At 31.4% G+C, this 25,938-nt stretch carries 30 protein-coding genes and 1 riboswitch; of the genes, 3 read left to right on the top strand and 27 right to left on the bottom strand.

The genetic code is table 11. From position 1 onward, the window contains the following. Window positions 1-11 precede the first annotated feature (11 nt). Window positions 12-1,070, bottom strand: coding sequence for a M24 family metallopeptidase (locus AAA453_RS08215; protein WP_427704376.1), 1,059 nt, complete (start codon window positions 1,068-1,070; stop codon window positions 12-14). A 103-nt stretch (window positions 1,071-1,173) separates the two neighbouring features. Between AAA453_RS08215 and AAA453_RS08210 the strand changes: the two genes are divergently transcribed. After that, complete coding sequence (locus AAA453_RS08210) at window positions 1,174-1,761, top strand: hypothetical protein (RefSeq protein WP_427704375.1); 588 nt, start codon at window positions 1,174-1,176, stop codon at window positions 1,759-1,761. Window positions 1,762-1,784: 23 nt separating this feature from the next. Continuing rightward, window positions 1,785-2,003, top strand: coding sequence for an SA1362 family protein (locus tag AAA453_RS08205; protein WP_046465416.1), 219 nt, complete (start codon window positions 1,785-1,787; stop codon window positions 2,001-2,003). A gap of 122 nt (window positions 2,004-2,125) precedes the next feature. On the opposite strand, the gene AAA453_RS08200 is transcribed toward AAA453_RS08205, so the two are convergent. Further along, window positions 2,126-2,956, bottom strand: coding sequence for a lipoate--protein ligase family protein (locus AAA453_RS08200; RefSeq protein ID WP_427704374.1), 831 nt, complete (start codon window positions 2,954-2,956; stop codon window positions 2,126-2,128). Between the two features lie 171 nt (window positions 2,957-3,127). Here AAA453_RS08200 and AAA453_RS08195 point away from each other — a divergent pair, with 171 nt between their 5' ends. After that, entirely contained in the window at window positions 3,128-3,514 is a 387-nt protein-coding gene (locus tag AAA453_RS08195; RefSeq protein ID WP_427704372.1) for a rhodanese-like domain-containing protein, read from the top strand. A gap of 326 nt (window positions 3,515-3,840) precedes the next feature. Here AAA453_RS08195 and gcvPB read toward each other — a convergent pair whose 3' ends face one another. The 25 genes from gcvPB to AAA453_RS08070 form a co-directional block, all read right to left on the bottom strand. Next, window positions 3,841-5,319 (bottom strand): aminomethyl-transferring glycine dehydrogenase subunit GcvPB, encoded by a 1,479-nt coding sequence (gene gcvPB / locus AAA453_RS08190; RefSeq protein ID WP_427704371.1) that lies wholly within the window; start codon window positions 5,317-5,319, stop codon window positions 3,841-3,843. Next, window positions 5,306-6,658, bottom strand: coding sequence for an aminomethyl-transferring glycine dehydrogenase subunit GcvPA (gene gcvPA / locus AAA453_RS08185; protein ID WP_427704369.1), 1,353 nt, complete (start codon window positions 6,656-6,658; stop codon window positions 5,306-5,308). Before gcvPA ends, gcvPB begins: the two co-directional genes overlap by 14 nt. Window positions 6,659-6,675: 17 nt before the next feature. Continuing rightward, entirely contained in the window at window positions 6,676-7,767 is a 1,092-nt protein-coding gene (gene gcvT / locus AAA453_RS08180; RefSeq protein WP_427704368.1) for a glycine cleavage system aminomethyltransferase GcvT, read from the bottom strand. A gap of 74 nt (window positions 7,768-7,841) precedes the next feature. Then, window positions 7,842-7,948: riboswitch (glycine riboswitch) on the bottom strand. Further along, window positions 7,945-8,460 carry a shikimate kinase gene (locus AAA453_RS08175; protein WP_427704366.1) on the bottom strand — a complete coding sequence of 172 codons (516 nt, stop codon included), beginning with the start codon at window positions 8,458-8,460 and terminating at the stop codon, window positions 7,945-7,947. Its footprint overlaps the riboswitch before it by 4 nt. A gap of 164 nt (window positions 8,461-8,624) precedes the next feature. Next, window positions 8,625-9,068 (bottom strand): competence type IV pilus minor pilin ComGF, encoded by a 444-nt coding sequence (gene comGF / locus AAA453_RS08170; RefSeq protein ID WP_427704365.1) that lies wholly within the window; start codon window positions 9,066-9,068, stop codon window positions 8,625-8,627. Then, entirely contained in the window at window positions 9,040-9,339 is a 300-nt protein-coding gene (locus AAA453_RS08165) for a hypothetical protein (RefSeq protein WP_427704363.1), read from the bottom strand. Before AAA453_RS08165 ends, comGF begins: the two co-directional genes overlap by 29 nt. Then, on the bottom strand, window positions 9,326-9,772 hold the full coding sequence (gene comGD, locus AAA453_RS08160) for a competence type IV pilus minor pilin ComGD (protein ID WP_427704362.1): 447 nt from the start codon (window positions 9,770-9,772) through the stop codon (window positions 9,326-9,328). The genes AAA453_RS08165 and comGD overlap by 14 nt, the downstream gene beginning before the upstream one ends. Then, a complete protein-coding gene (gene comGC / locus AAA453_RS08155; protein WP_427704361.1) occupies window positions 9,750-10,067 on the bottom strand; it encodes a competence type IV pilus major pilin ComGC in 318 nt (105 codons plus the stop codon). The genes comGD and comGC overlap by 23 nt, the downstream gene beginning before the upstream one ends. Window positions 10,068-10,091: 24 nt before the next feature. After that, window positions 10,092-11,159, bottom strand: a complete 1,068-nt coding sequence (gene comGB / locus AAA453_RS08150) for a competence type IV pilus assembly protein ComGB (RefSeq protein WP_427704359.1) — start codon at window positions 11,157-11,159, stop codon at window positions 10,092-10,094. Beyond that, complete coding sequence (gene comGA / locus AAA453_RS08145) at window positions 11,131-12,105, bottom strand: competence type IV pilus ATPase ComGA (protein WP_427704357.1); 975 nt, start codon at window positions 12,103-12,105, stop codon at window positions 11,131-11,133. Before comGA ends, comGB begins: the two co-directional genes overlap by 29 nt. 100 nt (window positions 12,106-12,205) lie before the next feature. Continuing rightward, window positions 12,206-12,829: an MBL fold metallo-hydrolase gene (locus AAA453_RS08140; protein ID WP_046465428.1), complete on the bottom strand. Its 624-nt coding sequence runs from the start codon at window positions 12,827-12,829 to the stop codon at window positions 12,206-12,208. Window position 12,830: 1 nt separating this feature from the next. Continuing rightward, on the bottom strand, window positions 12,831-13,154 hold the full coding sequence (locus AAA453_RS08135; protein ID WP_046465429.1) for an MTH1187 family thiamine-binding protein: 324 nt from the start codon (window positions 13,152-13,154) through the stop codon (window positions 12,831-12,833). Beyond that, entirely contained in the window at window positions 13,154-14,140 is a 987-nt protein-coding gene (locus AAA453_RS08130; RefSeq protein ID WP_046465430.1) for a glucokinase, read from the bottom strand. The genes AAA453_RS08135 and AAA453_RS08130 overlap by 1 nt, the downstream gene beginning before the upstream one ends. A gap of 510 nt (window positions 14,141-14,650) precedes the next feature. Then, complete coding sequence (locus AAA453_RS08125) at window positions 14,651-14,833, bottom strand: CsbD family protein (RefSeq protein WP_046465431.1); 183 nt, start codon at window positions 14,831-14,833, stop codon at window positions 14,651-14,653. Between the two features lie 721 nt (window positions 14,834-15,554). After that, window positions 15,555-15,755: a YqgQ family protein gene (locus AAA453_RS08120; protein WP_069815514.1), complete on the bottom strand. Its 201-nt coding sequence runs from the start codon at window positions 15,753-15,755 to the stop codon at window positions 15,555-15,557. Beyond that, window positions 15,739-17,196: a rhomboid family intramembrane serine protease gene (locus tag AAA453_RS08115; protein WP_427704356.1), complete on the bottom strand. Its 1,458-nt coding sequence runs from the start codon at window positions 17,194-17,196 to the stop codon at window positions 15,739-15,741. Before AAA453_RS08115 ends, AAA453_RS08120 begins: the two co-directional genes overlap by 17 nt. Window positions 17,197-17,210: 14 nt before the next feature. Further along, window positions 17,211-17,750: a 5-formyltetrahydrofolate cyclo-ligase gene (locus AAA453_RS08110; RefSeq protein ID WP_069815510.1), complete on the bottom strand. Its 540-nt coding sequence runs from the start codon at window positions 17,748-17,750 to the stop codon at window positions 17,211-17,213. A 149-nt stretch (window positions 17,751-17,899) separates the two neighbouring features. Further along, window positions 17,900-18,049: a 50S ribosomal protein L33 gene (rpmG, locus tag AAA453_RS08105; RefSeq protein ID WP_002483181.1), complete on the bottom strand. Its 150-nt coding sequence runs from the start codon at window positions 18,047-18,049 to the stop codon at window positions 17,900-17,902. A gap of 130 nt (window positions 18,050-18,179) precedes the next feature. Continuing rightward, window positions 18,180-20,231, bottom strand: a complete 2,052-nt coding sequence (locus tag AAA453_RS08100; RefSeq protein WP_427704355.1) for a peptidoglycan D,D-transpeptidase FtsI family protein — start codon at window positions 20,229-20,231, stop codon at window positions 18,180-18,182. A gap of 122 nt (window positions 20,232-20,353) precedes the next feature. Then, window positions 20,354-20,953: a superoxide dismutase gene (locus AAA453_RS08095; protein WP_046465435.1), complete on the bottom strand. Its 600-nt coding sequence runs from the start codon at window positions 20,951-20,953 to the stop codon at window positions 20,354-20,356. A gap of 456 nt (window positions 20,954-21,409) precedes the next feature. Next, window positions 21,410-21,823 (bottom strand): Fur family transcriptional regulator, encoded by a 414-nt coding sequence (locus tag AAA453_RS08090; protein ID WP_427704353.1) that lies wholly within the window; start codon window positions 21,821-21,823, stop codon window positions 21,410-21,412. Continuing rightward, window positions 21,813-22,673, bottom strand: coding sequence for a metal ABC transporter permease (locus AAA453_RS08085; RefSeq protein ID WP_046465437.1), 861 nt, complete (start codon window positions 22,671-22,673; stop codon window positions 21,813-21,815). Before AAA453_RS08085 ends, AAA453_RS08090 begins: the two co-directional genes overlap by 11 nt. Next, complete coding sequence (locus AAA453_RS08080) at window positions 22,670-23,443, bottom strand: metal ABC transporter ATP-binding protein (protein WP_285323251.1); 774 nt, start codon at window positions 23,441-23,443, stop codon at window positions 22,670-22,672. Before AAA453_RS08080 ends, AAA453_RS08085 begins: the two co-directional genes overlap by 4 nt. Before the next feature lie 120 nt (window positions 23,444-23,563). After that, the gene (locus tag AAA453_RS08075) at window positions 23,564-24,454 is read right to left on the bottom strand and encodes a deoxyribonuclease IV (RefSeq protein WP_046465439.1); all 891 of its coding nucleotides are present in this window, start codon (window positions 24,452-24,454) and stop codon (window positions 23,564-23,566) included. A 9-nt stretch (window positions 24,455-24,463) separates the two neighbouring features. Next, entirely contained in the window at window positions 24,464-25,804 is a 1,341-nt protein-coding gene (locus AAA453_RS08070) for a DEAD/DEAH box helicase (protein WP_069815502.1), read from the bottom strand. Window positions 25,805-25,938 lie beyond the last annotated feature (134 nt).

Here is a 25,938-nt window from a genome sequence, read left to right as displayed (position 1 = left end):
TATAAGGTCTTCTATAAAATAATAAGGTTTTTAGCGCATTTAGTAAAGCATTCACAACCATTTTCTGTAATTAAAACGTCATCTTCAATGCGAACGCCACCTAATCCGTCTAAATAAATACCAGGTTCAATTGTAACACAGTTATTTATCTCTAATTTAGCTTCTGATTTTCTAGATAGATTGGGTCCTTCGTGTACATCTAACCCTATCCCATGTCCAAGGGAATGACCAAACGCATCACCATATCCTTGTCCAGTAATATAATCTCTAGCGATAGCATCTAAAGCTTTGCCTGTAACACCTTGTTTAGCGGCTTCAATGCCTTTAATATTAGCTTCTAAGACAATATTGTATATTTCTTTGAGTTTAGGATCTGGTTCACCTATAGCAAACGTACGTGTGATATCAGAAGAATAACCTTTATAATATGCACCGAAATCTAAAGTAATCAGTTCACCTTGATTAATAACTTTTTCACTTGCGACACCGTGTGGCAACGCACCTCTGACACCTGAGGCAACAATTGTATCAAATGAAGTACCTTCTGAGCCTAGTTCTAACATTTTACTTTCTAATTTAGCTTTTAATTGCTGTTCAGTCATACCTGCTTTTGCAACAGTTAAGATATACTCATACGTCTCATCAACAATTTCAGCAGCTTTTTGAATAAGTTTAATTTCGCTATCATCTTTTACTTCTCTGATTTTTTCAATTAAACCAGAAACACTGATTAAGCTAATGTAGGATTTGCTTAATTGTAAGTATGTATCATAGCTGACTAAATCACCTTCAAAGCCTACATTCTGGACGTTTAACTTTTCCAATTGTGCTTTCACTTCTTCTATGAGACCACCTTTTTGTTTAATGATCTCAAATTGAGTAGCTTGGGAAGTTGCTTGCTCTATGTACCTAAAGTCTGTAATCAATAAGTTTTTATCTTTTGTAATAACAAGCGCGCCACTTGTACCTGTGAATCCTGATAAATACCTTCTATTAAAATCGGTTAATACAACAATCGCTTCCAAATGTTTTGTTTCTAAGGCAGAATTCAGTTTTTCTATTCTAGTCATCTGTCTTCCTCCTATTCAATAAATTTGTACATTTTCTTTTTATACATTAAAATGATAGCATAATTATTATGTGAATATATAGTTTTTGAATTAGGAGAGAGTTATGAAGAAAAAAATTATAGCTATATTAAGTGCTTCATGTTTACTAGTAGGTTGTGGTAGTCAAAATTTAGGTCCTTTAGAAGAAAAGACCACACAACTTCGTGATGAAAATCATAAATTAAAAAGTAATATTCAAGAATTAGAACAAACTATCGACAAAGAAAAAACAAACGTTGCTTCACTTAAGAAAGACAAAGAAAACATTAAACAGGCTAAAAACAATAAAAAGAAAGTAACAAATTTAAAAGCATCATCTAAATATTATCAAAATATAGCAAAAGCAGTTGATCAATATAATGATATTGAAAGTGATGTAACAAAAAATAAAAATGATAAAAAGATTCTTGGTAAGTTGACTGACATAACGAATAAAATCGATTCTGCGCACACTACATATGAAAATGATATTGATAAAGATAAAATGAGTGATGAAGATAAGAGTAAAAAGAAAAACATCACTAAATTAAATAAAGACCTTAGTTCAGCAATAAATGACATTAGAGATGGTTATAGCGAGAAAGATAAGAAGAAACTTAAAAAAGGACAAAAAGCCCTATCAACCATTAGTATCGATAATAAACAGAGTTAACAACTAAATAGGAGTGTTATAAATTGAAACGAGCAATATTTTATATAATAATCGCAATCGCAGCAATTGGGTTAATCCTCAATTTAGATTCGTTTATATTCAGTTTTGTTAGTATGGCAATTAGTTTTGCTGTATTTGCAGGGATTATATATGCGATATATTACTTCTTCTTTTTAACAGAAGATCAACGAAAGTATAAACGCGCACAAAGAAAATATAAAAGACGCAATAGAAAAAAATAATTTTATTGCGCTATCTTACTCTTAAAACTTTTATTTAAATCTATCTAACTTTATATGTAACAAAAAATGTGAGGATACAGTCATTAAAGACTGTATCCTCACATTTTTTGATTTCGATAATTTTATTTACGATAATTCCATTCGTCAGCTTTATATTTTTCAATAAGTTTATTCACTTCTTCTTGTTGTTTATGCGTTAAGTTTAGTGGTTTAAAATCAATATTCAACCCTTTCTTGAAACCTATTTCAAAAGCCTCTTCCATTTCGGGTATTGTAATATGTCGGTCTGAAATATCATTAATCGCCACTGCTTTTTCTACGAAAGATTGTTTCATTTTATCTTTTAAACGCTCGTTTTTAAAAATGAACATATCGAATAAATCATCAATGTCGACGTCTTGTAACAATGAACCATGTTGTAAAATGACGCCTTTTTGACGTATCTGCGCACTACCCGCTATTTTACGCCCTTCTACAACTAACTCATACCAACTAGGAGCATCAAAACATACAGCGCTTCTTGGTTGTTTTAATTTCTCACGTTCTTCTTTTGAACGAGGGATTGAAAAGGATGCTTCGAAGCCTAAAGCCTGAAACCCTTCTAACAAACCTTCAGATATCACTCTGTATGCCTCTGTTACGGTCGAGGGCATCTCCGGATGAGATTCTGGTACAATAACACTATATGTAAGTTCTTTGTCATGTAGCACGCCTCTGCCACCTGTTTGACGTCTGACTAAACCATATCCCTTTTCTTGTACTTTTTCTATATCTATTTCTTTAGTCAGTCTTTGGAAATAACCAACAGATAATGTTGCTGGATTCCACGTGTAAAATCTAATAACTGGATCAATTTCTCCCCTAGAAACAAAATTAAGCAGCGCTTCGTCCATTGCCATATTGAAATATGGATCGTTACTTCCTGTATTTATAAAATTCCAAGATTCAGTCACACTAAAAACCCCAATCAATAAATTAAATTGTTTTAATATTCATTTTATGTTATCGTTTGCACTAATTGTCTAAGTTTGTCAGCATTATCCAATAAATTAAATAAAAAATTTTGATAAATTGTGCTAACAGTCTTATAATATATAATATCGGTTAATTAGGGAGGATGCAAGATGAGTAATTTTTGGTTTATACCTTTAGCAGCATTAATAATAATCATCGCTTACATGCTAATCAATTATCTTCTTAACAAGAGAGCAGTCACTGAATTAAACCAAAATGAATTCCATAATGGTTTGCGTAAAGCTCAAGTTATTGATGTAAGAGAAAAAGTGGATTATGATTACGGACACATTAACGGTGCACGCAACATTCCAATTACAACGTTTAAGCAAAGATATCAGGGATTGAGAACTGATCAACCTATTTATCTATGTGATGCAAATGGCATTGCGGGTTATCGTGCTGCTAAAATATTGAGAAAGAATGGTTATAAAGATATCTACATGTTAAAAGGTGGATATAAAAAGTGGACTGGTAAGATTAAGTCGAAAAAATAAATGTATAAATAAGTATTGTGTTTATAAAACTTGATTTACATTAGCTTAACTCTACATACTCATTTTTATAGCGGATTATTGACCTTAATGGGTGAATAATTCGCTATTTTTAATATCTACAAATGTATCCAAAAATTTAGTCGCGGTTTCCTTACTGGATTTATTGCTTTTTAAAATAACTATGGTTATTTGATATAAGATACTTTGACATAATGAAACGATTTTGATTAATCATAAGAATTTAATATAAAAAAGTACTACTCCGATTATAATTTCAACGGAGTAGTACTTTTATTATGAGCATGAGTATTCATTACTCAAAAATTTTATTCTTTTTCTGAACGTAGATTTTCAAATTTCAATACTGGATGACGTGCAGCTTTCGTTTCATCCAATCTATCTATAATTGTAGTATGAGGTGCTTCCAATACTTTGTCTGGATCTTCTTTAGCTTCATTAGCTATTTCAATCATTTTATCACAGAAATAATCTAAAGTTTCTTTTGACTCAGTTTCTGTCGGTTCAATCATCATACCTTCATCCACGTTAAGTGGGAAATAAATTGTAGGTGGATGAACACCGAAGTCTAGCAAACGTTTAGCCATATCTAATGTACGCACACCGTGTTCTTTTTGTTTAGAACCACTTAGCACAAATTCGTGTTTACAATATTGTTCATATGGTATTTCAAAGTGGTCTTTTAATCGAGCCTTAATATAGTTAGCATTTAACACAGCAGCTTCTGAAACTTCTTCAAGACCTTTATTACCCATCGTACGAATGTAAGTATATGCTCTTAAATAAATTCCAAAGTTACCGTAGAACGGTTTAACGCGACCGATTGAATTTTCAATATCATTATCATATTTATATTCGTTATCTTCTTTAATAACCATAGGTTTTGGTAAGAAACTAGCTAGTTCTTTCTTAACACCTACTGGACCTGAACCTGGTCCACCGCCACCGTGAGGACCTGTGAATGTTTTGTGTAAGTTTAAGTGTACAGCGTCAAATCCCATATCACCTGGTCTTACTTTATCCATAATTGCATTTAAATTTGCACCATCGTAGTATAATAGGCCGCCTGCTTCATGAACGATATTTCTGATGTCCATAATATTCTTTTCAAAAATCCCTAAAGTATTAGGATTAGTTAGCATAATTGCTGCCGTTTTTTCATTAACTAAACGTTTCAAATCATCAATATCAACTTCACCGCGCTCATTTGATTTAACAGTAACTGCTTTGAATCCTGCAAATGCAGCTGAAGCTGGATTGGTACCATGAGCCGAATCAGGAACAATAACTTCGTCACGGTGACCTTCGCCATTTTTTTGATGATAGGCTTTGAAAATCATTAATGCTGTCCATTCACCATGTGCACCCGCAGCTGGTTGTAATGTAACTTCATCCATACCTGTAATTTCTTTTAACTCTTCTTGTAGGCTATGAATAATTTCTAATGAGCCTTGTACTTGTGATTCATCTTGTAATGGATGTGATTCTGCAAATCCTGGTATTCTTGCAATTTTTTCATTAATTTTAGGATTATATTTCATCGTACATGAGCCTAATGGATAAAATCCTGAATCAACGCCAAAGTTTTTGTTTGAGAGTTCGGTATAATGGCGAACCAAATTTAATTCTGCAACTTCTGGTAATTCTGCTTTATTTTTTCTGATGAATTTATCATCTAATAATTTATCTACAGCACCATTATCAATTTCTTTCTGAGGTAACGAGTATGCATAACGATCCTTTTTAGAACGTTCAAAAATTAGTGGACTAGATTTACTTACTACCATTTAATTCACCCGCTTTCTTAACAAATGTGTCTATTTCATCTTTCATTCTTAATTCTGTTACCGCAACTAACATATGATTATTAAAGTCTTCAGAAGCTTCACTTAAGTCAAATCCTCCGATAATTCCTTCTTCAATTAAAGCATCATTAACTTCTTTAACTGGTTTGTCGAATTTAACTACAAACTCATTAAAAGATGTGCCATTAGCAACTTCAAAACCAGCTTGTTTGAATTGATCTTTTGCATAGTTAGCATTTTCAAAGTTTCGTACCGCGATATCATAAATACCTTGTTTACCTAAAGCTGACATACAAATTGAGGAAGCCAAAGCATTTAATGCTTGGTTTGAACATATATTTGATGTCGCTTTATCACGACGAATATGTTGTTCACGTGCTTGTAAAGTCAATACAAAACCACGATTGCCATCTCCATCTTCGGTTTGTCCTACCAAACGGCCAGGTATTTTTCTCATTAATTTTTTAGTTGTTGCGAAGAACCCACAATGAGGCCCACCAAATTGTGCAGGTATACCAAATGGTTGTGTATCTCCGACAACTATGTCTGCTCCGAAACTACCTGGAGGTGTTAATAAACCTAATGCAAGCGGGTTTGCGTATACAATCATTAAAGCCTTTTTGTCTTCAATAAATGAATTGATTTTTTCTAAATCTTCAACAGAACCATAGAAGTTTGGATATTGTACAGCAACAGCTGCTGTATCATCATCAACCGCTGCTTCAAGCTTATCTAAATCTGTAATCGTGCCATCTAAATCAACTTCAACGATTTCAAATTCTTCACGTGTTTTAACATAAGTTCTTAATACCTGTAAAGCTTGATAATGTAGTCCTTTTGATACAACAACTTTGTTTTTACGTGTTTGGTTGAAAGCTAAAATACATGCTTCTGCAAAACTTGTAATACCATCATACATTGACGAGTTTGCTATATCCATATCAGTTAATTCACAAATTAACGTTTGAAATTCGAAAATCGCTTGTAATTCACCTTGAGAAATTTCTGGTTGATAAGGTGTATAAGCAGTATAAAATTCTGAACGTGAAATCATTGAATCAACAACAGCTGGAGCATAGTGATCATATACCCCTGCACCTAAAAATGATGAATGCGTTTCTTTGGTGATATTTTTGTTTGCGATTCTGCTCAATCGCTTACTTAATGTTGTTTCTGATTCAGCATCAGGTATAGCTAATTCTCTTCCCAGTAAAATATCTTTTGGAACGTCTCCAAAAAGTTCTTTAATAGAATTAGCTCCAATAGTATCTAACATTTCCTTTTTATCTTGCTCTGTTAATGGAATATAACGATGACTCATAGTAACACCCCTTTGGATTATTTAGTAATTTGGTTTTTCTTAACAATTTTAGCCTTAAGTTGCCTTTTTCTAACTTGTACAATCACTTCTTTACCCATTTCAAAAGCATCGCGATTGATTAAAGCTAACCCAATTGATTTACCACTTAATGGTGACTGTGTACCAGAAGTGATTTCACCAATTTCATGGCCATCTAAATCATAGACTGTGTAACCAGTTCTTGGAATGCCTTTGTCTATCATTTCTATACCTACAGTTCTGCGTTTAGAACCATTTTCTTTTTGATCTTTTAGTACACTTTTGCCAATAAAGTCAGCTTCTATCAATGGTTTTGCAGCAAATGCGATACCAGCTTCATATGGTGTTATAGACTCTGTTAAGTCTTGACCATGTAGCGGCAGTCCAGCTTCAAGTCTTAATGTGTCTCTTGCACCTAGTCCACAAGGTTGTACATCGAATTCAAGAATTTTTTCCCACAAGTCAGGTGTATCTTCTGCATTACAATAAATTTCGAAGCCATCTTCACCTGTATAACCTGACTGTGAAAGGATTACATTCTTTCCAAAGAATTCAACGTTTTGTTTAAAATCAAAAGGTTTCATTTCTGCTACGTCAACGTTAACATGTTGTTTAACCAAATCACGTGCTTTCGGGCCTTGAATTGCTAATTGACCATAGTCATTTGATGCATTAATTACTTCTGCATCAAAATTTATAGCATTTTCTTTCATCCATTCAAAATCTTTATCTGTATTTCCAGCATTTACTACTAATAGATAAACTTTTTCATCTAATTTATAAGTAATTAAATCATCAATAATCCCACCATTTTCATTACATAGCGCGGTATATTGAGCTTTAGTAGTAGTTAAGTTTTCAATATCATTTGAAAGAAGATATTGTACTAATTTATCTGCTTCAGAACCTTTAATAATAATTTCTCCCATATGACTTACATCAAACAAGCCAATTTCAGTTCTTACTGCATTATGTTCTTCTTTTATACTTGAAAACTGAACTGGCATTGCCCAGCCACCAAATTCCACAATTTTAGCCCCGCTATCAACAAAATTTTGGTAAAGCGGTGTATGTTTAAGTTCGTTAGACATGAAGAAACCTCCTAAAAATTTTATAAAAAAAACAGAGTAGACTAATCTACCCTGTTTATGACACTCCAGGAATGCGTCACAGTATTATCCTTTTGCCTGAGAGTTTCGTTAAACTTGCACCTTCGGCGATGGTCTAATGTTATATATAATATAACCTGCCATTCTCTCTAATACTGGTCATTCGCATGTTAACTCTTTCTTGATTTCTTTGTGTAAATCTGAAAGAGAATTACTACTATTCACTTTTATGAATGCGATTTCATTATATCTTGAAACCCTAGATGAATACAAGCTTTTTAAATCAAAAAGTGATTTATTATTAGCATTTGGTCTATTGTTATCATTCTTGATTCTATTGTAAACAATTGTCAAATCACAATCTAACCAAATAATTTTGGTTTGTTGTTTTAAAAAGTCAAATGACTTATCACTTTCTATAATGCCACCACCAGTAGAAATGATATCAAAACGATCCATACACTGTTTTAAATACTTATATTCTAGTGCTCGAAAACCACTTTCACCTAGTTGTTTAAAAATATTAGGAATTGTTTTGTTCTCTTGTTGAACGATATAGGCATCTAAATCGACATAAGTGAGGTGTTCAGCTTTAGCAAGATATTTACCTAAAGTTGTTTTGCCAGTACCCATAAATCCTATAAGGATTATTGGCTCTAAATTGTTATTTTTCAAAAATATCTTCCTTTTTTATAAATAAGTTAATTTGCTTTTCATAATAAGCTTCAATATTATCTAACGTTTTTAGCTGAACGCTAAATTGGAACGTGTAGTTTGTTATTAAAGATAAATATAGCATAAATATGACCATCACAAAAGGATATATATAGCCCGATATATTAAAAAAGTATTTGTTTTTCAAATGTCTTATCCTTATCAAATATTTTCAAGTTAACAAGTAAAGATTTATTTTTTAGTATTCGAAATTTTATCGCCTTTACGTTATTAAGTATTGTGATATTTCCCTTTCCATTAATAGACTTAATAATTTTATTATTTTTAAAGTTATAAGATATAAGTTTATTTTCCTCTTTAATCAAAAGTTGAGTCTCTTTTGATTTATCTATGATTATATTTGCCTTTTTATTCATTAAGTCTTGAGTTAAATCTCTCGCAAATAATTCACTTTCTACATTTAGATGATCATTTGCTAGAAAACCCAAGGCTGTAGTCGATTTAAATATTCCAGGAATTATAGTTAGTAACAATACAGTTATCATTAATGCAAAAAGCATCTCGATATAAGTGAAAGCACTAATCTTTTTTATAATAGCAAATTTCATTTTTTGTTTCCTTTTTTATTATACAAATTTTATTCGCTTTGAGAGTTAAACTATAGCCATCCAAAATCAAACCTTTTTTCAATTCAGATTTGCTGTAGTTATGCATTGAAAGAAGTAGGATTCTTTTCATTTCTATTTCTGATAATTTTTCTTTTGTAGATTGATTTAATTGTAATAACATTGGTAAAAATAATACACAGATCGTAGTGATAATTGAGAAAGAAATAATAGCATCTAAAAATAAAGAAGCAGTGACATTATATTTTTTCAAATCTCATCCTTCCTTTTTCAATATGGAAAACAATTTTATATAAACGGTTATTTCTTGATAGGTAAAGTGTTCCAAATTTATTAGTATCACCATTTTTATCAAAGGTTAAATAATTCACATTTGTTCTAGGATGAATATAAGTATTATGAGTTAACTTTATAGGAGGATTTTCATGTTGGGGTTCTCTAACAATAATTTTTGATGAAAAAGTGTTGAATATTAAAGTAATTGGTTTATTATCTTTAATTGCTTTAGATTTTAAATAGTTAAATTGCATAATAAGATTCGTCATAGAATGATTATTTGATTGGAATGAGGAATCATTTAAAGAGATGTGTCTTACTTGCAAAAATAATAACAAACTTACTATACCTAAAACCAATAGCATTTCTATATAAGTAAATGCCTTACTAGTTAGCAACTGCTTCACCATTATTTATTGAAATCGTGGAACCAGTTTTACAATGCTTTTGACTTTCATTAATATATCCTTCTGATACAAGATCATCAATTGATGTTGGCTTTTTATTGTATTTTAATGAATAAGCTTCAATTTGGCTGTCTACCATTTTTAGTTGAGCTTCACAACCAGTAGATTGTATATGTGATGACTGTTTTGCAATGTTAGGCAGGATTAAGATAAGCAATAAACTTATGATTAATAAAACAAGCAACATTTCAATAAGTGTAAACGCTTCTTTATTAAACTGTTTTTTAAGGTTTTTCAAAAAGTGTATATACCCCTTTCCTTTTCATTTTATTGTTTGCATTAAATCAAACATTGGTAACATAATAACGAGATATAAAGATACGATGAGAAAAGCTAATAATGTGAATATACAAGGTTGAATGAATTTTATGAGTTGTTGCAAATAACGTTCTATTTGTGCAATGACTATCTCGCTATATAATTTTAATTCTATTTCAACTCTACCTTTTTTCTCACCTTCTTCTATAAATTCTGTTAATCCTTTTTCAAAACAAGCGATGCTAGTTAAAATTTCACTGAGTGTTAATCCATTTTGTGTTCCGCGTGTTATTTGATCAGCTAAAAATTTTAAATATTTATCATTCTGTTGTTGAGCATAAATCCCCACTATTTTTTGTAAGTTCACACCATTTTTATAAAACAATGAGAATTCAGAGGCAATTCGATACGTTTTATAAAGTTTGAAAAATTTACGTATGATAGGTACTACTAAAACAAACTTATGTTTATGCTGTATTGATAAAGTATTGTAATAAAGGATAAAGGCTATTGAAGTAATGAATAGAAATATAATGAGGTAAGTAATGAAGGTAGGAAAATAAACAATAAATGTCGATAAAAATAGTTGTAAAGTCGATATTTGGACATCCATATTGTTATATAAATTTTGAAATTCTGGAATAATAGTGTGATTTAGAACGATTAACATTGTTATAAAGATTGTTAATAATAGTAAAGGATATTGAAGTGTTTTAAATAACGCTTTTTTAGCATTATAATTTCTCGATAAATAATCATGTGCATGCGCTAAACTCATAGGTAAATCACTAAATAGCTCTGAGAAATAAATAAGCATCACAACAGGTTGCGGGTATTTTAATATGTGAAGTATTTGATGACAGTTTGCACCATTTTTTAATTCTTCTTCAATTAATGCGGTTACTTTAGGTGATTTAACTTTAATATGTTTTAATAAAAAGCTAAAGGCTTCAGAAAGTGTGAATCCATGTTCTAGTAAATCTTTTAATCTTATTAAAAGTTCTATTTGATTTTTCTCGGTTATTATCTTATATTTAGGTGTTTTAAATATAGCGATCAACTGTTTCTTCACATATCACACCTTCTTTAGACATTTGGTTTAAATGAAAGGATAAATTATGAAAATGCTTCGGTAATGTGTAATCATTATTAAAAAAATAACTTATATCATGTTGCAGTAACTGTTCATAAATCAATTTTCTTTCACTGTTATAAGTTGTAATCAGTCTTTGGTTTAATACACTCAAAATAGATTGATTAATTTCTTGTTTGGTTATGCCCATTTCTAATAATCTTAATAACGCTCCCTTACAATTGTTAGCATGTATTGTAGTAAGTACCAAGTGACCACTTAAACTTGCTTGTATTACATATTTTGCTATTGTAGAATCTCTAACTTCACCAATAAGTATAATGTCTGGATCACACCTTAGTATCGCTTTAAAAGAACTCTCATAATTAATACCTGCTTTTTCATTGATAGAAACTTGAGTAATACCCTCAACTAACTGTTCCACCGGATCTTCCACTGTTATGATATTTAAGCCTAACTTTTCTTTTGCATACATAACCATATGATACATTAACGTGCTTTTACCAGATCCAGTTGGACCACTAAACAATATTAAACCTTGCTTTTTATTCATTAATGTATACAATTTTTCAATATTATGGGAGATACTTTGCTTTTGAAAGTATTGAGGAATGATTCTAACGACACAACTTTCATTACCGAGAGACAATGGTAACGTTGAGATTCTTAAATAAAATATTTGTTTTAGTTTATATATGTATCTTCCACTTTGTGCCGAATTATGTTTTGATACATCTAATCCAGCTTGATATTTCATATAAGTAAGCAGTTTTCTATAAACATGTATCTGAATCGACTCAATAAAGGTTAGATCATCCTGAATTCTAAATTTGATATGCACTTCCTTTTCAGAAGGTATAAAGTGTATATCAGTAGCATTGCTCTGAATTGCTTTCTCAAGTATGTTATTAAATAATAACTTCAAAAAATCACCTCCTACTTATAAACACGTAGGAGGTGATAGAATTACTTTACTTATTTTATTTTTCAATCTTTTTTATAATCTTAATTGATATGACGATATATTAACCGTGTAGATATGGGTTTAATTGCTCATCCTCTACTGTAGTGTGCGGCCCATGACCTGGGAATAATGGTAAATCATCGTCTAGTTTGAACAATTTATCTAATATTGAATTAACTAAAGTTTCATAATCACCTTTATATAAATCAGTTCTGCCTATACCTTGATTGAATAATGTATCACCAACAACTGCAAATTCATTAAAGACGAATGACAAACTACCTGGAGAATGTCCTGGTGTGTGAAGGACTTCGAAATTAAAGTCAGCGATTTGCATTTTACCTTCTTTAAGTTCTATTGGTGTTGCTTTGCTTTTTATAATTGGCATGCCATATTGTTTGAACTTTTCAGAACCATTTTTTTCTGTATTTGTTAAAAAATCAAATTCTGATTTATGCATATAAACTGGCACATCATATTTTTTTACAATATCATCTAAAGCACCAATATGATCAAAATGTGCATGTGTTAACAATACCGCTTTTAGTGATTTATTAATTTGATTTAGTTTTTTAATAATTAACTCGCTATCACTAGCAGGATCTACTAAAATGACTTGCTTATCATTTTCAATAAAATATGCATTTGTATCAACTAAACCTAAACTTAAACTCGAAATCCTCACCCTAGTTGCCTCCATTTTCCAAATGATTTTGGACAGCTTTCACTTTATCATTCATTTTGCGAGACTTATCACGACGATCATCAATCCTTATATTCGTACAGACACGGTCTAAGCCTTTATCAAAAGGTAATTCATGAATTGCTTGAACAACCTCAAATAAATCTTTTAAGTCACCTTCGATTAAAGTGTTCATAGGAGTCAATTGATAATCTATTTTGCCTTGCGCTTTAAATTCTTTTAATTTTGTTTGTATTTCTGCAATATATTTACTAACACTCGGACCATCTGTACCAACTGGTATAACAACTACATCAACAATAGCCATTATTTAACACCATCCTTTTCAATTATATAAGTATAAATTAACCCGGCTGCTCCGGTAATACCAGCATCATTTCCAAGTTGTGCTTGAACGATTTCTGTACCTTGTTGTGCGGGTGTAAATGTTAAATTATGATACTCTGTTTTAATATTTTCAATTAATATCAAACCAGCTGTGGACATGCCACCACCTAAAACAATATATTTAGGATTACTTGTAACGCTAATAATACTACATAGGTAGGCAATATAATTTGCTACACGTTCAGTAATGAAAATACAGAATTGATCTCCAGCCTTAGCCGCATCGAATACTGCTTTTGCACTTACTTCATTATCTTTAATTAACTGCAAGATTGATGATTTAAACGTTAATTTAGGATAATAAAAATTGACTAAATTAACTACACCGGTTGCAGAGGCTACGGTTTCAATACAACCTGACTTGCCGCAATTACAACGGAAACGCTGATCATGATCTACTCTAAAGTGTCCAATCTCTGCGCCAGAACCGTTATGACCGTGTACAATCTCTCCATTAGAAATAATACCGCCACCTAATCCGGTTCCCAGTGTTATAGCCACAACATCATCTGAGCCATTTCCAGCGCCTTTATGTTTTTCACCTAAGGCTGCAACGTTCGCATCATTATCAACGTAAACTGGACAATCTACAAATTGTTGGAATATATGTCGTACATTAACACTTTCAGTCCAATATAAATTAACTGCTCCATTTACTTCGCCTGTTTCGAAATTCACTGGACCAGGGACACCTATGCCGACACCAATGACGTTTGAAAAAGCATATTCAGATTCATCTATGTAATTTACGAAAGAATCATAAACTTTTTTTAGTAGTAAATAGCCAGTAGCATCAGACGTATCAGTATCAATTGACCATTTTGCTAAGCGATCAAGATTTTCGTCAAAAGCACCTAATTTACATGTTGTTCCACCAATATCTGCTGCTAATATGATTTTATTCATTAATTTATTCATCCTTCTCTATTTTTTTGAAAGGGTTTGCTATCTTTCACTGTAGTTCAAAAATGCTTATATATCAAGGGTTTTGGAGATTTTACACCAATATATAATTTATGTTTTTTTACCGTTTTTAAAATAACCCGCCCTTTTTGCCCTTAAAATATTACAAGATATTTCCTTATATACATTTTAATCTTAATCAATTCTCAATTGCAATTATAACGAACAAAACTTATCTCTCTAAATAAGACTTCCTAATATATATTTCATATAAACAAAGTAGTTGCTAATGTGCATTTCCATTCGTATATAACCTTTTACAAAATAACTATCTTCTATTGCTCAATATGAGTCTTTCTTTCATATTCTAATACTATATTTGTTAAATCTCATACGTTGATTTAGCGTTGTAGTAAATCTATGCAAGAACTTTAACATAACAAAGAGGTAGACACTTAAAGTGACTACCTCTTTGTTAAATGTATGACAAGTACAATTCATATTAATCAAAAATTATTTTTTGAATTTATCAACGATATCATTAACTTTATCTTTTGCATTTTCTGCGACTTCTTTGACCTTACCAGAAGCTTTATCTTCTTTACCTTCTTTTTCTAACTCATCATTTCCAATTGCGTTTCCAGCCGTTTCTTTCACATTACCTTTAAATTGATCAAATTTACTTTCGTCTGCCATGAGACGCACCTCCATTAAATAATTTAACCAAACATCACTACTATTATAATATTATTTTATCTTATTTCCTGCAACTAATTTAAATGAAAATAGTAGGCACAATGTACTGTACTACCTTATAAATTGTAACAAGGGCAACATACATAGGTGCAACACCAATATGTCTGAAGTATTTGTCATATTATAAGTTACAATCCATGGTACGCCTACCACTTACTATTAATAAAATAGCTCATTAACGGTTGAGCCGCGAAGACCTTATATTGAATCATCTGATTTTTTAAGGAGAGAATCGGAATGTCGACAGAAAAAATTCAAGTATAAACAAGACGATATAAAATATCGCTATTACGTGAAACTTAAAGCCCCATACGTAGACAAATGGCAACACATGAGTATTGTTTTAAATAAAAATACTAAAGCCTCTCAAAAAGAGGATGTGTTGAAATTAGGAATACGTAAGAAGTTACATTATCTACATTCAACCCACTTATATTAATTCACTTGTAGAAACGCACATTTCACTTTAAACATTATGGAACGTGTTGGGTTTGCAGACGAAATACAACGTCATAAATATATACTTCTATTTCATGAAAAATAGACAAACCTTTGATTAACAAACATATCTCATTAGAAAATCCGCACTTTTCTATCCTTTTTAATACTTAAAACAAAATATCCCCCTGTAAACACAATAGTTACAGGGGGATATTTTGTTTTATTTATTTATTCTTCTTTGATTAATAATTAATATGCATTTCAAATATTCATCATTTGTTAATAATTTATAATCGTACAATGATTTTATTTCTTGTTCCATCATTTCATACATATCATTTTTGTCTTTAAAATATATAATAAAGCCAAACTTTTTTAAAAGCTGAAGTACATCATAAAAATTATTAATCTTTTGATTCACTATTATCGCTCAATTCTTTATTTAAATTAATATAATCATTATTGCTTGGATCTGCCTTTAGTGCAGCTTTTATATATTCTTTAGCTTTATCATCATCTTCAAGTGACCTACTTGCAATCGCTAGTTGATAATTTAATAGACCGGAGTCAGGAAAATACCTTAAGCCTCTTTTCCAACTTGCGACACCTTCAGATTTTGAGTTTAGAGTGGCGTTGATGAGTCCATGCAGATAATACGTTTCATCATCTGCATAGTTCTTATCTATCGTATCTTCAACCATATCTTTGGCTTCATTATATTGTCCTTGCTTCATTTCATTCGAAATAATTGTGTTATATATATTATCTTCATTAATCGTAAAAATACGAATTTGTGCTGCAATAAATAATACAAGCATAAGAATTAATAAAAACCAAAAACGATTTTGATTTGCTTTATAATAGTAGCCAATTAATGTAATTAATAGACCACCTGCAAAGCCACCTATGTGTGCGACAATGTTAATATTTTGCATAAATAAAGATAATCCTATCATTATTACAAGAACAATAAGCAACTGACCGATAAGCTTACGATTAAACTGTTTACCTACATACATAAATCCAAAAATGGCACCAATCAATCCGAATATTGCACCACTTGCACCCGCAGAAACAGTGTCAATATTGAATGACAATGATGCAAAGTTACCAAATAGTCCAGCAACAATGTAGATGACAAACATTCGCCAATGACCTACGATTGATTCTACAATTTTACCAAAAATGAACAAACTTAGCATATTCATTAAAATATGTTCAAAATCGTAATGTAAAAATATAGATGAAATCAATCTATACCATTCACCATGCACAACATTAAAGTGCACAAGTCCACCTACATCTAACATTTTCAAATCTGAAAAACGATTTAAAAACAGTACCATTGCAAGCCAGATAATAATATTGATTGCAATTAATGTGTAGGTCACAGGAGAAAACTTCAACATATGTTTTTCAATGGGATTATTATTTAACGCTCGTTGTTTATATTGATATTTTGTAAGTTTAGTATCTCTATTATAAATTTTCTTCATTATGAAATTCGGCATAATTCTTTCAGCGTGACTTGCTTCTCTAATAATTTTCACTTTAAATTTAAGTGGTTGTAATTCATTTAAATTTTCATCAGTAAAAGCTTTATCCGTGAATATGTATAATTCATAATTTTTAGGTGAAAAATCTAAAAATGAAACGATATTCTCTTCGTTTTCTTGAATCCTACTTTTAGCAAACCTAACTTCTTGAGTGGAATTAGCACCAAATTCAAAGATAGCAACAGACTGTTTTTTCTTGTTTGCTAACCAAATTTCACTATCATCTTGATTACGATGAACAACATGATAATTAAAATATTTAATCCAAGTGTAGATACACTTCCAATAATGTTTTTCTGTAATCATTTCTGCCTCCATAATTAAGTTGTTGCTATTATTAATTTTTCAACGGGCTGATCATGTGATTCAACCTCAAAGTCACCAAGTTGGAAGTCATAAAGCAAACTTATCGTTGGTTGTGTATTTTGACTTAAAAACTTATCAAAATATCCACCACCGTATCCAATGCGATATCCACTATGATTAAATACCACGCCAGGTACAATTAATAAATCTAATTGATTTGAAATTTCCGTATCAGCTTCCACATGATTAATACCTTTATCATCTGGTCCAATATGGTCAAGTTTATCTACATGTTTAAATGTCATTTCTTTACTTTGATAATTTGTTTCAGGTACAAAAACAGTCTTACCTTCAGTAAGCATTTGCTCAATAATAGCATATGTATTTACTTCATGTGGCATAGATAATACAACGCCTACACGCTTAGCTGATTTATATTCACTCGTATCAAATAAATGGTGAGCAAGATATTCATCTGAAACTTGTTTATGGTCATTAGACATAAAAGATTTCATTAATTCAATTTTATCTTGGCGTAATACTTTTTTACTCATAACATACACCTTCCCGTTAATTATACTTCTGTTATTATAACGTTAATGAATTACAATGTCATTAAACTGCAATTTTTAAAAAATAATTAATGTAGTCTTCCAAAAAAAATAACCAGATTCTATTAAAAGAATCTGGTTCAAAATATAAATTATTTTGTTTCACGGTGCATAGTGTGTTTGTTATCACGAGCACAATGTTTTTTCATTTCTATACGTTCAGGATTAGTACGTTTATTTTTTGTAGTAATGTAGTTTCTTTCTCCACATTCAGTACAAGCTAGAGTTACGTTTACGCGCATGCTAATTCCTCCTTACCTTTTCAAAATACGACCTACTAATCATACCATTTAGTTATAAAATTGAAAAGTATTAATTTTTCAATAAACACCACTATGTCGGTATTTTTAATAAATTGTGTCTTAAAATGATTTAATTTTTGTCTTTTTCTTTAAAATAATAGTTTATAACATCTCTACCTAAATCTCCGCCGTTTAACCAAGGTTCAGGTACGGGTTGATTGGTATATACGATTGAAAATGCTAATTGTGGATTTTCAATTGGTGCATAGCCAACATATGTTGCGTTTACTTTAGGATCGCCATCTTGGAATACTTCGGCTGTTCCTGTTTTACCTGCAGAAGGCACTTCAGTATCATTAAAGCTTTCATATCCTGTTCCTTCTTCTTCATTAAAGGCCATTTCAAATCCTTCTTGCACTTGGTTAACTTCCTCTTCAGTGTTATTAACCTTGTTAAGTACATCGCCTTTGAATTTCTCTTTTACTGGACCAAGTGTGTCTTTATTAGTAGCATCTCTTACTTCTAATCCGATATGTGGTTGTACTCTATAACCATCGTTAGCAATGGTAGAAACGTATTGTGATAATTGTAACGGTGTATATGTGTCGTACTGACCAATTGCTAAATCTAAGAAGTTACCTGGATTATCAGTTAAAGGTTCAATTTGTCCACTTGTCTCATTAGGTAAATCAATACCTGTTTTAACTCCTAAACCAACTTGGTTTAAACCTTTACGCAATTTTTGACCCGCTTCTGAAATATCTGAAGGCAATGTCATGTTTGGTGTATATGCAGATCCAGCGATTTTCAATGCTGTTTTAAACATATAAACGTTGGAAGAATGCATCAATGCTTCTTTATCATTAATAGTCACTTTACCATCTTGGTTAAAGTAAGAACTTTTCTTAAGTCCGCCAGCAAATTCTAATGGTTGGTCGACCATCTCATCGCCTACCTCAATTGCATTGTTTTGGTATCCGGCTAACAGTGTACCACCTTTTATAGAAGAACCTACTGCATATTGTGAAGTGAATGTTCCGATATCATAATCTGTTAAATCGCCATTCTTATCAATTTGTTTACCTGCCATTGCTAAGACATCGCCATTGTTTGGATTTTGGACTACAATCATAGCATTATCCATATCTTTAGCGCCTTCACTACGCAATTTGTCAATTTGTTTTTCTAGATACTCTTCAGTTTTTTTCTGGAGTTCTATATCGATACTAAGAACTAAATCATCACCACGTGAGCCTGGATTTATAACTTTCGAGTCAATAACGTCTCCAGATTTATCCGTAGTATATTTCATTTCTTTCTTCTTACCTTTTAGAATGTCATCATATTGATATTCTAAATAAGATTTACCTACTCGATCATTACGTGAATACCCTTTAGATAAATACTTTTCTGTTAATTCTTTTGGTATTCCTTCTTCACTTGTAGAAACGTCACCAAATATACCTCTCAACGTATCATCATATGGGTATTTTCTATCCCAATCCATTGTAGTATTGACTCCTGGTAATTCTGATAATTTTTGAGATACTGCTGCATATTCTTCGTCACTAACGTCTTCGTTTTTAATCATTTGTGGATCTAAAGCCGATCCAGACATCATTTCTCGATAAATAGATAGTATCTGCAAATCTTCATCAGTTAATGTATCGGTTTGTTTAGCACCAATCTTTTTATACAATGATTCATCATAATCATCTTGAGAAATACTGCCATCTTCTAATAATGCTTGTTCTTCTTTCATCAAATCTTCAGCTTTATTAGGGTGAATTTGAATCCAATAATCTTGCTTATCTCTGTCTGTAATTTTATCTGTATCCATTTCTATTAAGCGAGACAAGTCTTTAGCAATTTTTAAAACTTCTGATTGGGATGTTTTTCTGCCTCTTGCATATGTAATCGCCTTTTTAGATGCATTATCAACGAGAACTTTACCGTTTCTATCTAAAATTCGGCCTCTTGGCACAGCTTCATTAACAGTTAAATTTTCACTGTTTTTAATAAGCTGTTCATAATGAGATCCTTCAGCAATTTGTAAATAACCCAATCTTAAAACAATTACTGCGAAAATGAATACAATAACACCAAAAATAAAACTAATTCTTTTATTCATTGTATTTCTAATCTTTTCATCATTTGATTTTTCTTTTAGTCTTTTTAGCAAAACAACATACCTCTATTCAAAAGTTCTCACTACAAATGATATATGAAATCAGACAATATTTCTATTATTTTAGTTAAAAAAAATGACGACCTTTGAAAAGGCCGTCATAATCGCCTGCTTAATTATTTAGCAGCGTTATATAATTCGTCAACTTTTTCCCAATTTACAACGTTCCAGAATGCACTAATATAGTCTGGACGTTTGTTTTGGTATTTAAGGTAATAAGCATGTTCCCAAACATCTAAGCCTAGGATAGGTGTTTTACCTTCAGTTAATGGGTTGTCTTGGTTAGGCGTAGTAACGATTTCTAATTTGCCATCGTTTACAACTAGCCATGCCCAACCTGAACCGAAACGTGCTGCAGCTTGGTTAGCAAACTCTTCTTTGAATGCATCTAAAGAACCCCATTGTTCTTTAATTTTATCAACAACAGTACCTTTTTCTTCAGAGTTTGGAGTTAATAATTCCCAGAATAATGAATGGTTTAAGTGTCCTCCACCATTATTACGAACAGCTGTTTGAATGTTTTCTGGTACACTGTCTAAGTTTGCAACAATTTCTTCGATTGATTTAGATTCTAAATCAGTTCCTTCAACTGCAGCGTTTAATTTAGTTACATAAGTGTTATGGTGTTTGTCATGGTGAATCTCCATTGTTTGTTGATCAATGTGTGGTTCCAATGCATCAAAACCATAAGGTAAGTTTGGTAATTCAAAAGCCATAAATAATCATCCTCCTAATTAATCTTAAATAAAGCATAACAAGTTATATTAATGACAACAATTAATATGCTTGTGAAAGCAATACATATAGTCATAAAATACTATTTGTCATCTTTAGTTCCTTTATTAGTATATCTCAAATCAGACCTATTTAAACATCTTTGACGAACTATTTTAAAAATTCAATTTAATTCATACTAACGGCCTATGTTTAATCAACTCATTTTTAGTAGAAAGAATTATTTTGTGATGTTTTACAAGTTATAGAATAATGTTTTTTTGTACGCTGTGCTATTATGCTCGTTTACCTAGTACATAAATGATGTTAATTCAATATAGAGACCGTTACGGCCATTATAAATCAACTTATCATATTTATTTAAAACTTAAAAAATAAGCCAAACGTCTTTATTAACGTCGGCTCAATTTTTATATTCTGCGCTTAGTTTAAACAACTTAAGCTTTTTGACAAAGTTCACAAACACCGTAAACTTCTAATTTATGTGTACGAATATTTACTTGTGGTAGAAAAGCTTTAATTTGTTCAATTGGGCAAAAATCTATCACTTTAGTGTCACCACATGATTCGCAAATAAAATGGTGGTGGTGGTGATCTGTACAAGCAATTCTAAATTTCATCTCTCCATCAAGTTCTGTACCTTCTACAATGCCTAAATCTTTAAAAAGATGTAAGTTTCGATATATGGTATCAAAAGAAATGCCAGGATAATTTTCATCCATTTTTTGTTGAATATGCTTTGCATTAATATATTTATCTTCTGCAACGAAGATATCTACCATTTCTCGTCTTTTATTTGTATATTTATGACCGTTTGCTTTGATTATATCAATGGCTTCCTCAGTTTTCATTTTTAACAGCCCCTTTTACCATTCTTATTTTAAATTTTTGGTACATCATCGTTATTGCAAGGATAAGTACAAGTAATACTACAATCACACCACCAGGAGAAATGTTCATATAAAACGCTAAAACTAATCCACCGATAACTGACAGTTCTCCAATAACAACACTTAGGATGATTAACTGCTTGAAACCTTTCGTCGTGCGCATAGCAATAGCTACAGGTAGTGTGATTAATGCACTTACCAATAAGATGCCTACAACACGCATAGAAGCTGATATGACCATAGCTACAATAATAATAAATAGGTATTGTATCCAATTAGGAATGCCGATGACTTTACTGTATTCCTCATCAAATGACAATATAAATAATTCTTTATAAAAGGATAATATAAAGACAATTACAATAATTACAATAGCAATAATAGTAATTAAATCACTTTCAGTTACTGCACTAATTGAACCAAAGAGTAAACCAACAATCTCTTGATTAAAACCATCCGCAAGAGAAATAAAAATAGCACTCAGTGCTATACCTGCACTCATAATAATAGGAATCGCAATCTCTTGATAATTACTGTAAGAAGTTCTAAGATTTTCAATTAATAGTGCTCCTATAATAGCAAAAAGAATACCAAACCACATAGAATTTATAAATGCTAAAGTTGGCATAATTGTAACGACAAACATGCCAAATGAAATACCACCTAAAGTGACGTGACTTAATGCATCAGCAATAAGTGATAACCTGCGTACAACAATAAAAGCACCGATTAATGGTGCAATAAGACCAATAAGCACACCGCTAATTAAGGAGTACCGCATGAAATCAAAATTAAGTAATGCTTCTATCATGATGAACAACACTCCCTACTATGCTGGTGATCTACAAATTGAATAGGGTGTCCATATATTTTCGATATTTCAACTTCATCCAACGATTTGAAATCTTCAGTAGAACCGTGAAAATGTAAATGTTTATTCAGACACGCTACTTCGGTAGCTGTATCAGCAACAACACCAATATCATGAGTTACTAAAATGATTGTTACACCTTCATGTTTAAGGGTCTCTAGTGTTTCATAAAACTCACTTACATGTTTGGCATCGATACCACTTGTAGGTTCATCTAAAATCAATACCGATGGCTCGCTAATTAAGGCTCTAGCTATTAATACACGTTGCTGTTGTCCTCCTGAGAGTTCAGCTATGTTTTTATCTATCAAGTGTTCTATATTCAGCCTTTTCAATACTTCTTTCACTTTGCTTTCATCAGTTTTATTAAACCATTGCAGTAATTTTTTACGTTTAGTCAGACCACTAATTACGACTTCTTTAACGCTCGCTGGGAATCCGGCTTTAAAAGCTTGTGCTTTCTGGGAAACATAACTGATTTTAAGCATAGACTGTTTACCATTGTAATCTTTACCATCAACATAAATTTGTCCCTTTTGTATAGGTAATAATCCGAGTATAATTTTTAGCAAAGTTGATTTCCCTGCTCCATTTGGGCCGACAATTGCTAGAAACTCTCCGCGATTAATTTTAATATTTATATTTTCTAGTACTTGTTTATTGTCAAAATAATAATCAATATTTTTTAATTCGAATACTGGCGTAGACATGTTTTCACCTCGTTTTATACTATACAACGTAGATGTCATTATGTAAATAGTAATCTTTACGACTTATCAAAAAACACGAACACTTTTGTTAAATGAAAGTGTTCGTGTTTTATATTTATTTTATTGATTTAAAAGTTTGTTTTGTAATTCAGGATCAAATTGTTGTTGTTTCAACATTTCAATTTCTAGTTTGTAGGGTGGCTTTTTACTTTTTTTGTCTTCACCTACGAAAGGCGTTTCTAAAATCTTAGGTACATCTTTAAAGGCATCATGATGAACGATATAATTTAAAGCGTCAAAGCCGATATAACCAAAGCCAATGTTTTCGTGTCTATCTTTATGAGCACCAATATCGTTTTTACTATCATTCACATGTACAACTTTAATTCTATCCACACCAACGATTTTATCAAATTCGTTTAATACGCCATCAAAATCTTCTTTAACATTGTAACCTGCATCGTGCGTATGGCACGTGTCAAAACACACTGATAATCTTTCATTATGATTAACACCATCGATAATTCGAGCTATTTCTTCAAAATTTCTTCCAACTTCTGAACCCTTACCAGCCATTGTTTCCAAAGCAATTCTTACATTATTGTCATTAGTTAGCACTTCGTTAAGGCCTTCAATGATTTTTTTAATACCTACATCAGCGCCTTCACCTACATGTGATCCAGGGTGAAGTACGATATCTTTTGCACCTAGCGCTTGTGTACGTTCAATTTCACTTTGTAAGAATTCCACACCTAAGTCAAAAACATGTGGTTTTATAGTATTAGCTATATTAATAATATATGGTGCATGAACAACAATATTTGAAAGACCATGTTGCTCCATAATTTCATGCCCTTTTTCAATATTTAATTCTTCGATGGGTTTTCTTCTAGTATTTTGAGGCGCACCTGTGTAAATCATAAAAGTTGATTCGCCCAATTTATGTGCTTCTTCTGCTGAACCTTCTAACATTTTTTTACCATTCATAGATACATGAGATCCCAATAACATAGTAGTCACCTATCCTTTTTTATTTTTCCTCTGTTGTCGACTTTGTTGTTTACTAAATTGTTTACGTTCTTTAAGTTTTAAATCATCTAAATCACGTTTGAATTTCTTTTTATAACCAGGTTTAACTTTTTTCTTATTACTTTTTACTTTATGTTTTAATTCGTTTGTTAAGTGATCATCTTTATTTCTGCGTTTTCGACGGGTATTATGGGCTTTTACTGCTTTTAATTCACCATCTTTGATGTCAACATTTTCAAATTCATAGCCACGTTGTTCAATCAAAGTAACATTTTCTTCTTCATCTGGGCTGTATAATGTAATTGCGACACCTTTATATTGGCCACGTCCAGTACGTCCAACACGGTGAGTAAAGAAATCAATATCTCTTGGTACATCAAAGTTAATTACATGGCTCACGCCGTCAATGTCTATACCACGTGAAGCTAAGTCACTCGCAATAACAAATTGGAATTCTAAGTTTCTAACACGTTTCATTTGTTGTTTACGTTCTCTCGGTGTTAATCCACCGTGAATCATACCTAATTTCAAACCAGACGCAGCTAATTGTTTTGCTAATTCGTCCGCACTATCACGACTATTACAAAAAATAATACATAGATAAGGATTTAAAATATCAATTAGCTTTAAAGTTTTTTCAACTTTCGCTTCACCTTTTGTTGGAATTAAATAGAATTCTATATTCTTTTTATTTTTCTGAGTATTTTCGATTTCGACATACTCGGGATTTTCTAGGTATTTGTTTAAAAATGGGTGCAGTGATTTTGGTATAGTGGCACTGAAAACTGCAATATGCGCATTTTCATCTAATCTTGTAGCCACATAATCTACTTCTTCAATTAAACCTAAATCAATCATTAAATCTGCTTCATCAATAACCAAATAAGAAGCTAAATGAACATGTAAATCCCCATTTTTAGCTAAATCATTTATACGTGTTGGTGTACCAATAATAAGTTGTGGTTGGTTTTTTGCTCGATTACGGTCTTTTTCTATATCTGTACCACCAATAAATAGCTTTACAGAGACTTCATTTTTAAATTTGGCTAAGTGACTAGCTACATCAAATAATTGTTGTGCTAGCTCTCTTGTAGGGGCTACGATAATTGCTTGTGGTTCTTTATATTCTGTATTGATTGAATTCATTAATGGTAATAAAAATGCATGTGATTTTCCTGTACCAGTCTGTGATTGACCTATTAAATTTACCTGTTTCATTATTTTTGGTATTACTCTACTTTGTATTTCAGTTGGTTGAGTAAAATTCAAATCCTTCACAGCGTCTAATAGACTTGGTTCTAAATTAAATTTCTCAAATGGGTGATTCGCCATGTCTTGGCCTCCTTAAATCTTCATCTTATCTATTATAAAGCATTAGCTTATAATTTTGAACTAAATTATTTAATCATATTGCATATGTTATTCATTCATTGTACATAATAATAACTCGAACCTACCTGTCATAA

It is taken from the genome of Staphylococcus parequorum (genome assembly GCF_039237145.1).
Lineage (GTDB): Bacteria > Bacillota > Bacilli > Staphylococcales > Staphylococcaceae > Staphylococcus > Staphylococcus equorum_A.
The sequence above is the reverse complement of the archived record's forward strand: the minus strand, read 5'-3'. Positions and strand labels throughout refer to the sequence as shown.

Coding starts and splice junctions, on each gene's coding strand:
- AAA453_RS08215 (WP_427704376.1), bottom strand. CDS start 1,070: ATGACTAGAATAGAAAAACTGAATTCTGCCTTAGAAACAAAACATTTG.
- AAA453_RS08210 (WP_427704375.1), top strand. CDS start 1,174: ATGAAGAAAAAAATTATAGCTATATTAAGTGCTTCATGTTTACTAGTA.
- AAA453_RS08195 (WP_427704372.1), top strand. CDS start 3,128: ATGAGTAATTTTTGGTTTATACCTTTAGCAGCATTAATAATAATCATC.
- gcvPB (WP_427704371.1), bottom strand. CDS start 5,319: ATGGTAGTAAGTAAATCTAGTCCACTAATTTTTGAACGTTCTAAAAAG.
- gcvPA (WP_427704369.1), bottom strand. CDS start 6,658: ATGAGTCATCGTTATATTCCATTAACAGAGCAAGATAAAAAGGAAATG.
- gcvT (WP_427704368.1), bottom strand. CDS start 7,767: ATGTCTAACGAACTTAAACATACACCGCTTTACCAAAATTTTGTTGAT.
- comGF (WP_427704365.1), bottom strand. CDS start 9,068: ATGAAATTTGCTATTATAAAAAAGATTAGTGCTTTCACTTATATCGAG.
- comGD (WP_427704362.1), bottom strand. CDS start 9,772: ATGGTGAAGCAGTTGCTAACTAGTAAGGCATTTACTTATATAGAAATG.
- AAA453_RS08135 (WP_046465429.1), bottom strand. CDS start 13,154: ATGGCTATTGTTGATGTAGTTGTTATACCAGTTGGTACAGATGGTCCG.
- AAA453_RS08130 (WP_046465430.1), bottom strand. CDS start 14,140: ATGAATAAAATCATATTAGCAGCAGATATTGGTGGAACAACATGTAAA.
- AAA453_RS08125 (WP_046465431.1), bottom strand. CDS start 14,833: ATGGCAGACGAAAGTAAATTTGATCAATTTAAAGGTAATGTGAAAGAA.
- AAA453_RS08115 (WP_427704356.1), bottom strand. CDS start 17,196: ATGATTACAGAAAAACATTATTGGAAGTGTATCTACACTTGGATTAAA.
- AAA453_RS08110 (WP_069815510.1), bottom strand. CDS start 17,750: ATGAGTAAAAAAGTATTACGCCAAGATAAAATTGAATTAATGAAATCT.
- rpmG (WP_002483181.1), bottom strand. CDS start 18,049: ATGCGCGTAAACGTAACTCTAGCTTGTACTGAATGTGGAGAAAGAAAC.
- AAA453_RS08095 (WP_046465435.1), bottom strand. CDS start 20,953: ATGGCTTTTGAATTACCAAACTTACCTTATGGTTTTGATGCATTGGAA.
- AAA453_RS08090 (WP_427704353.1), bottom strand. CDS start 21,823: ATGAAAACTGAGGAAGCCATTGATATAATCAAAGCAAACGGTCATAAA.
- AAA453_RS08085 (WP_046465437.1), bottom strand. CDS start 22,673: ATGATAGAAGCATTACTTAATTTTGATTTCATGCGGTACTCCTTAATT.
- AAA453_RS08080 (WP_285323251.1), bottom strand. CDS start 23,443: ATGTCTACGCCAGTATTCGAATTAAAAAATATTGATTATTATTTTGAC.
- AAA453_RS08075 (WP_046465439.1), bottom strand. CDS start 24,454: ATGTTATTGGGATCTCATGTATCTATGAATGGTAAAAAAATGTTAGAA.
- AAA453_RS08070 (WP_069815502.1), bottom strand. CDS start 25,804: ATGGCGAATCACCCATTTGAGAAATTTAATTTAGAACCAAGTCTATTA.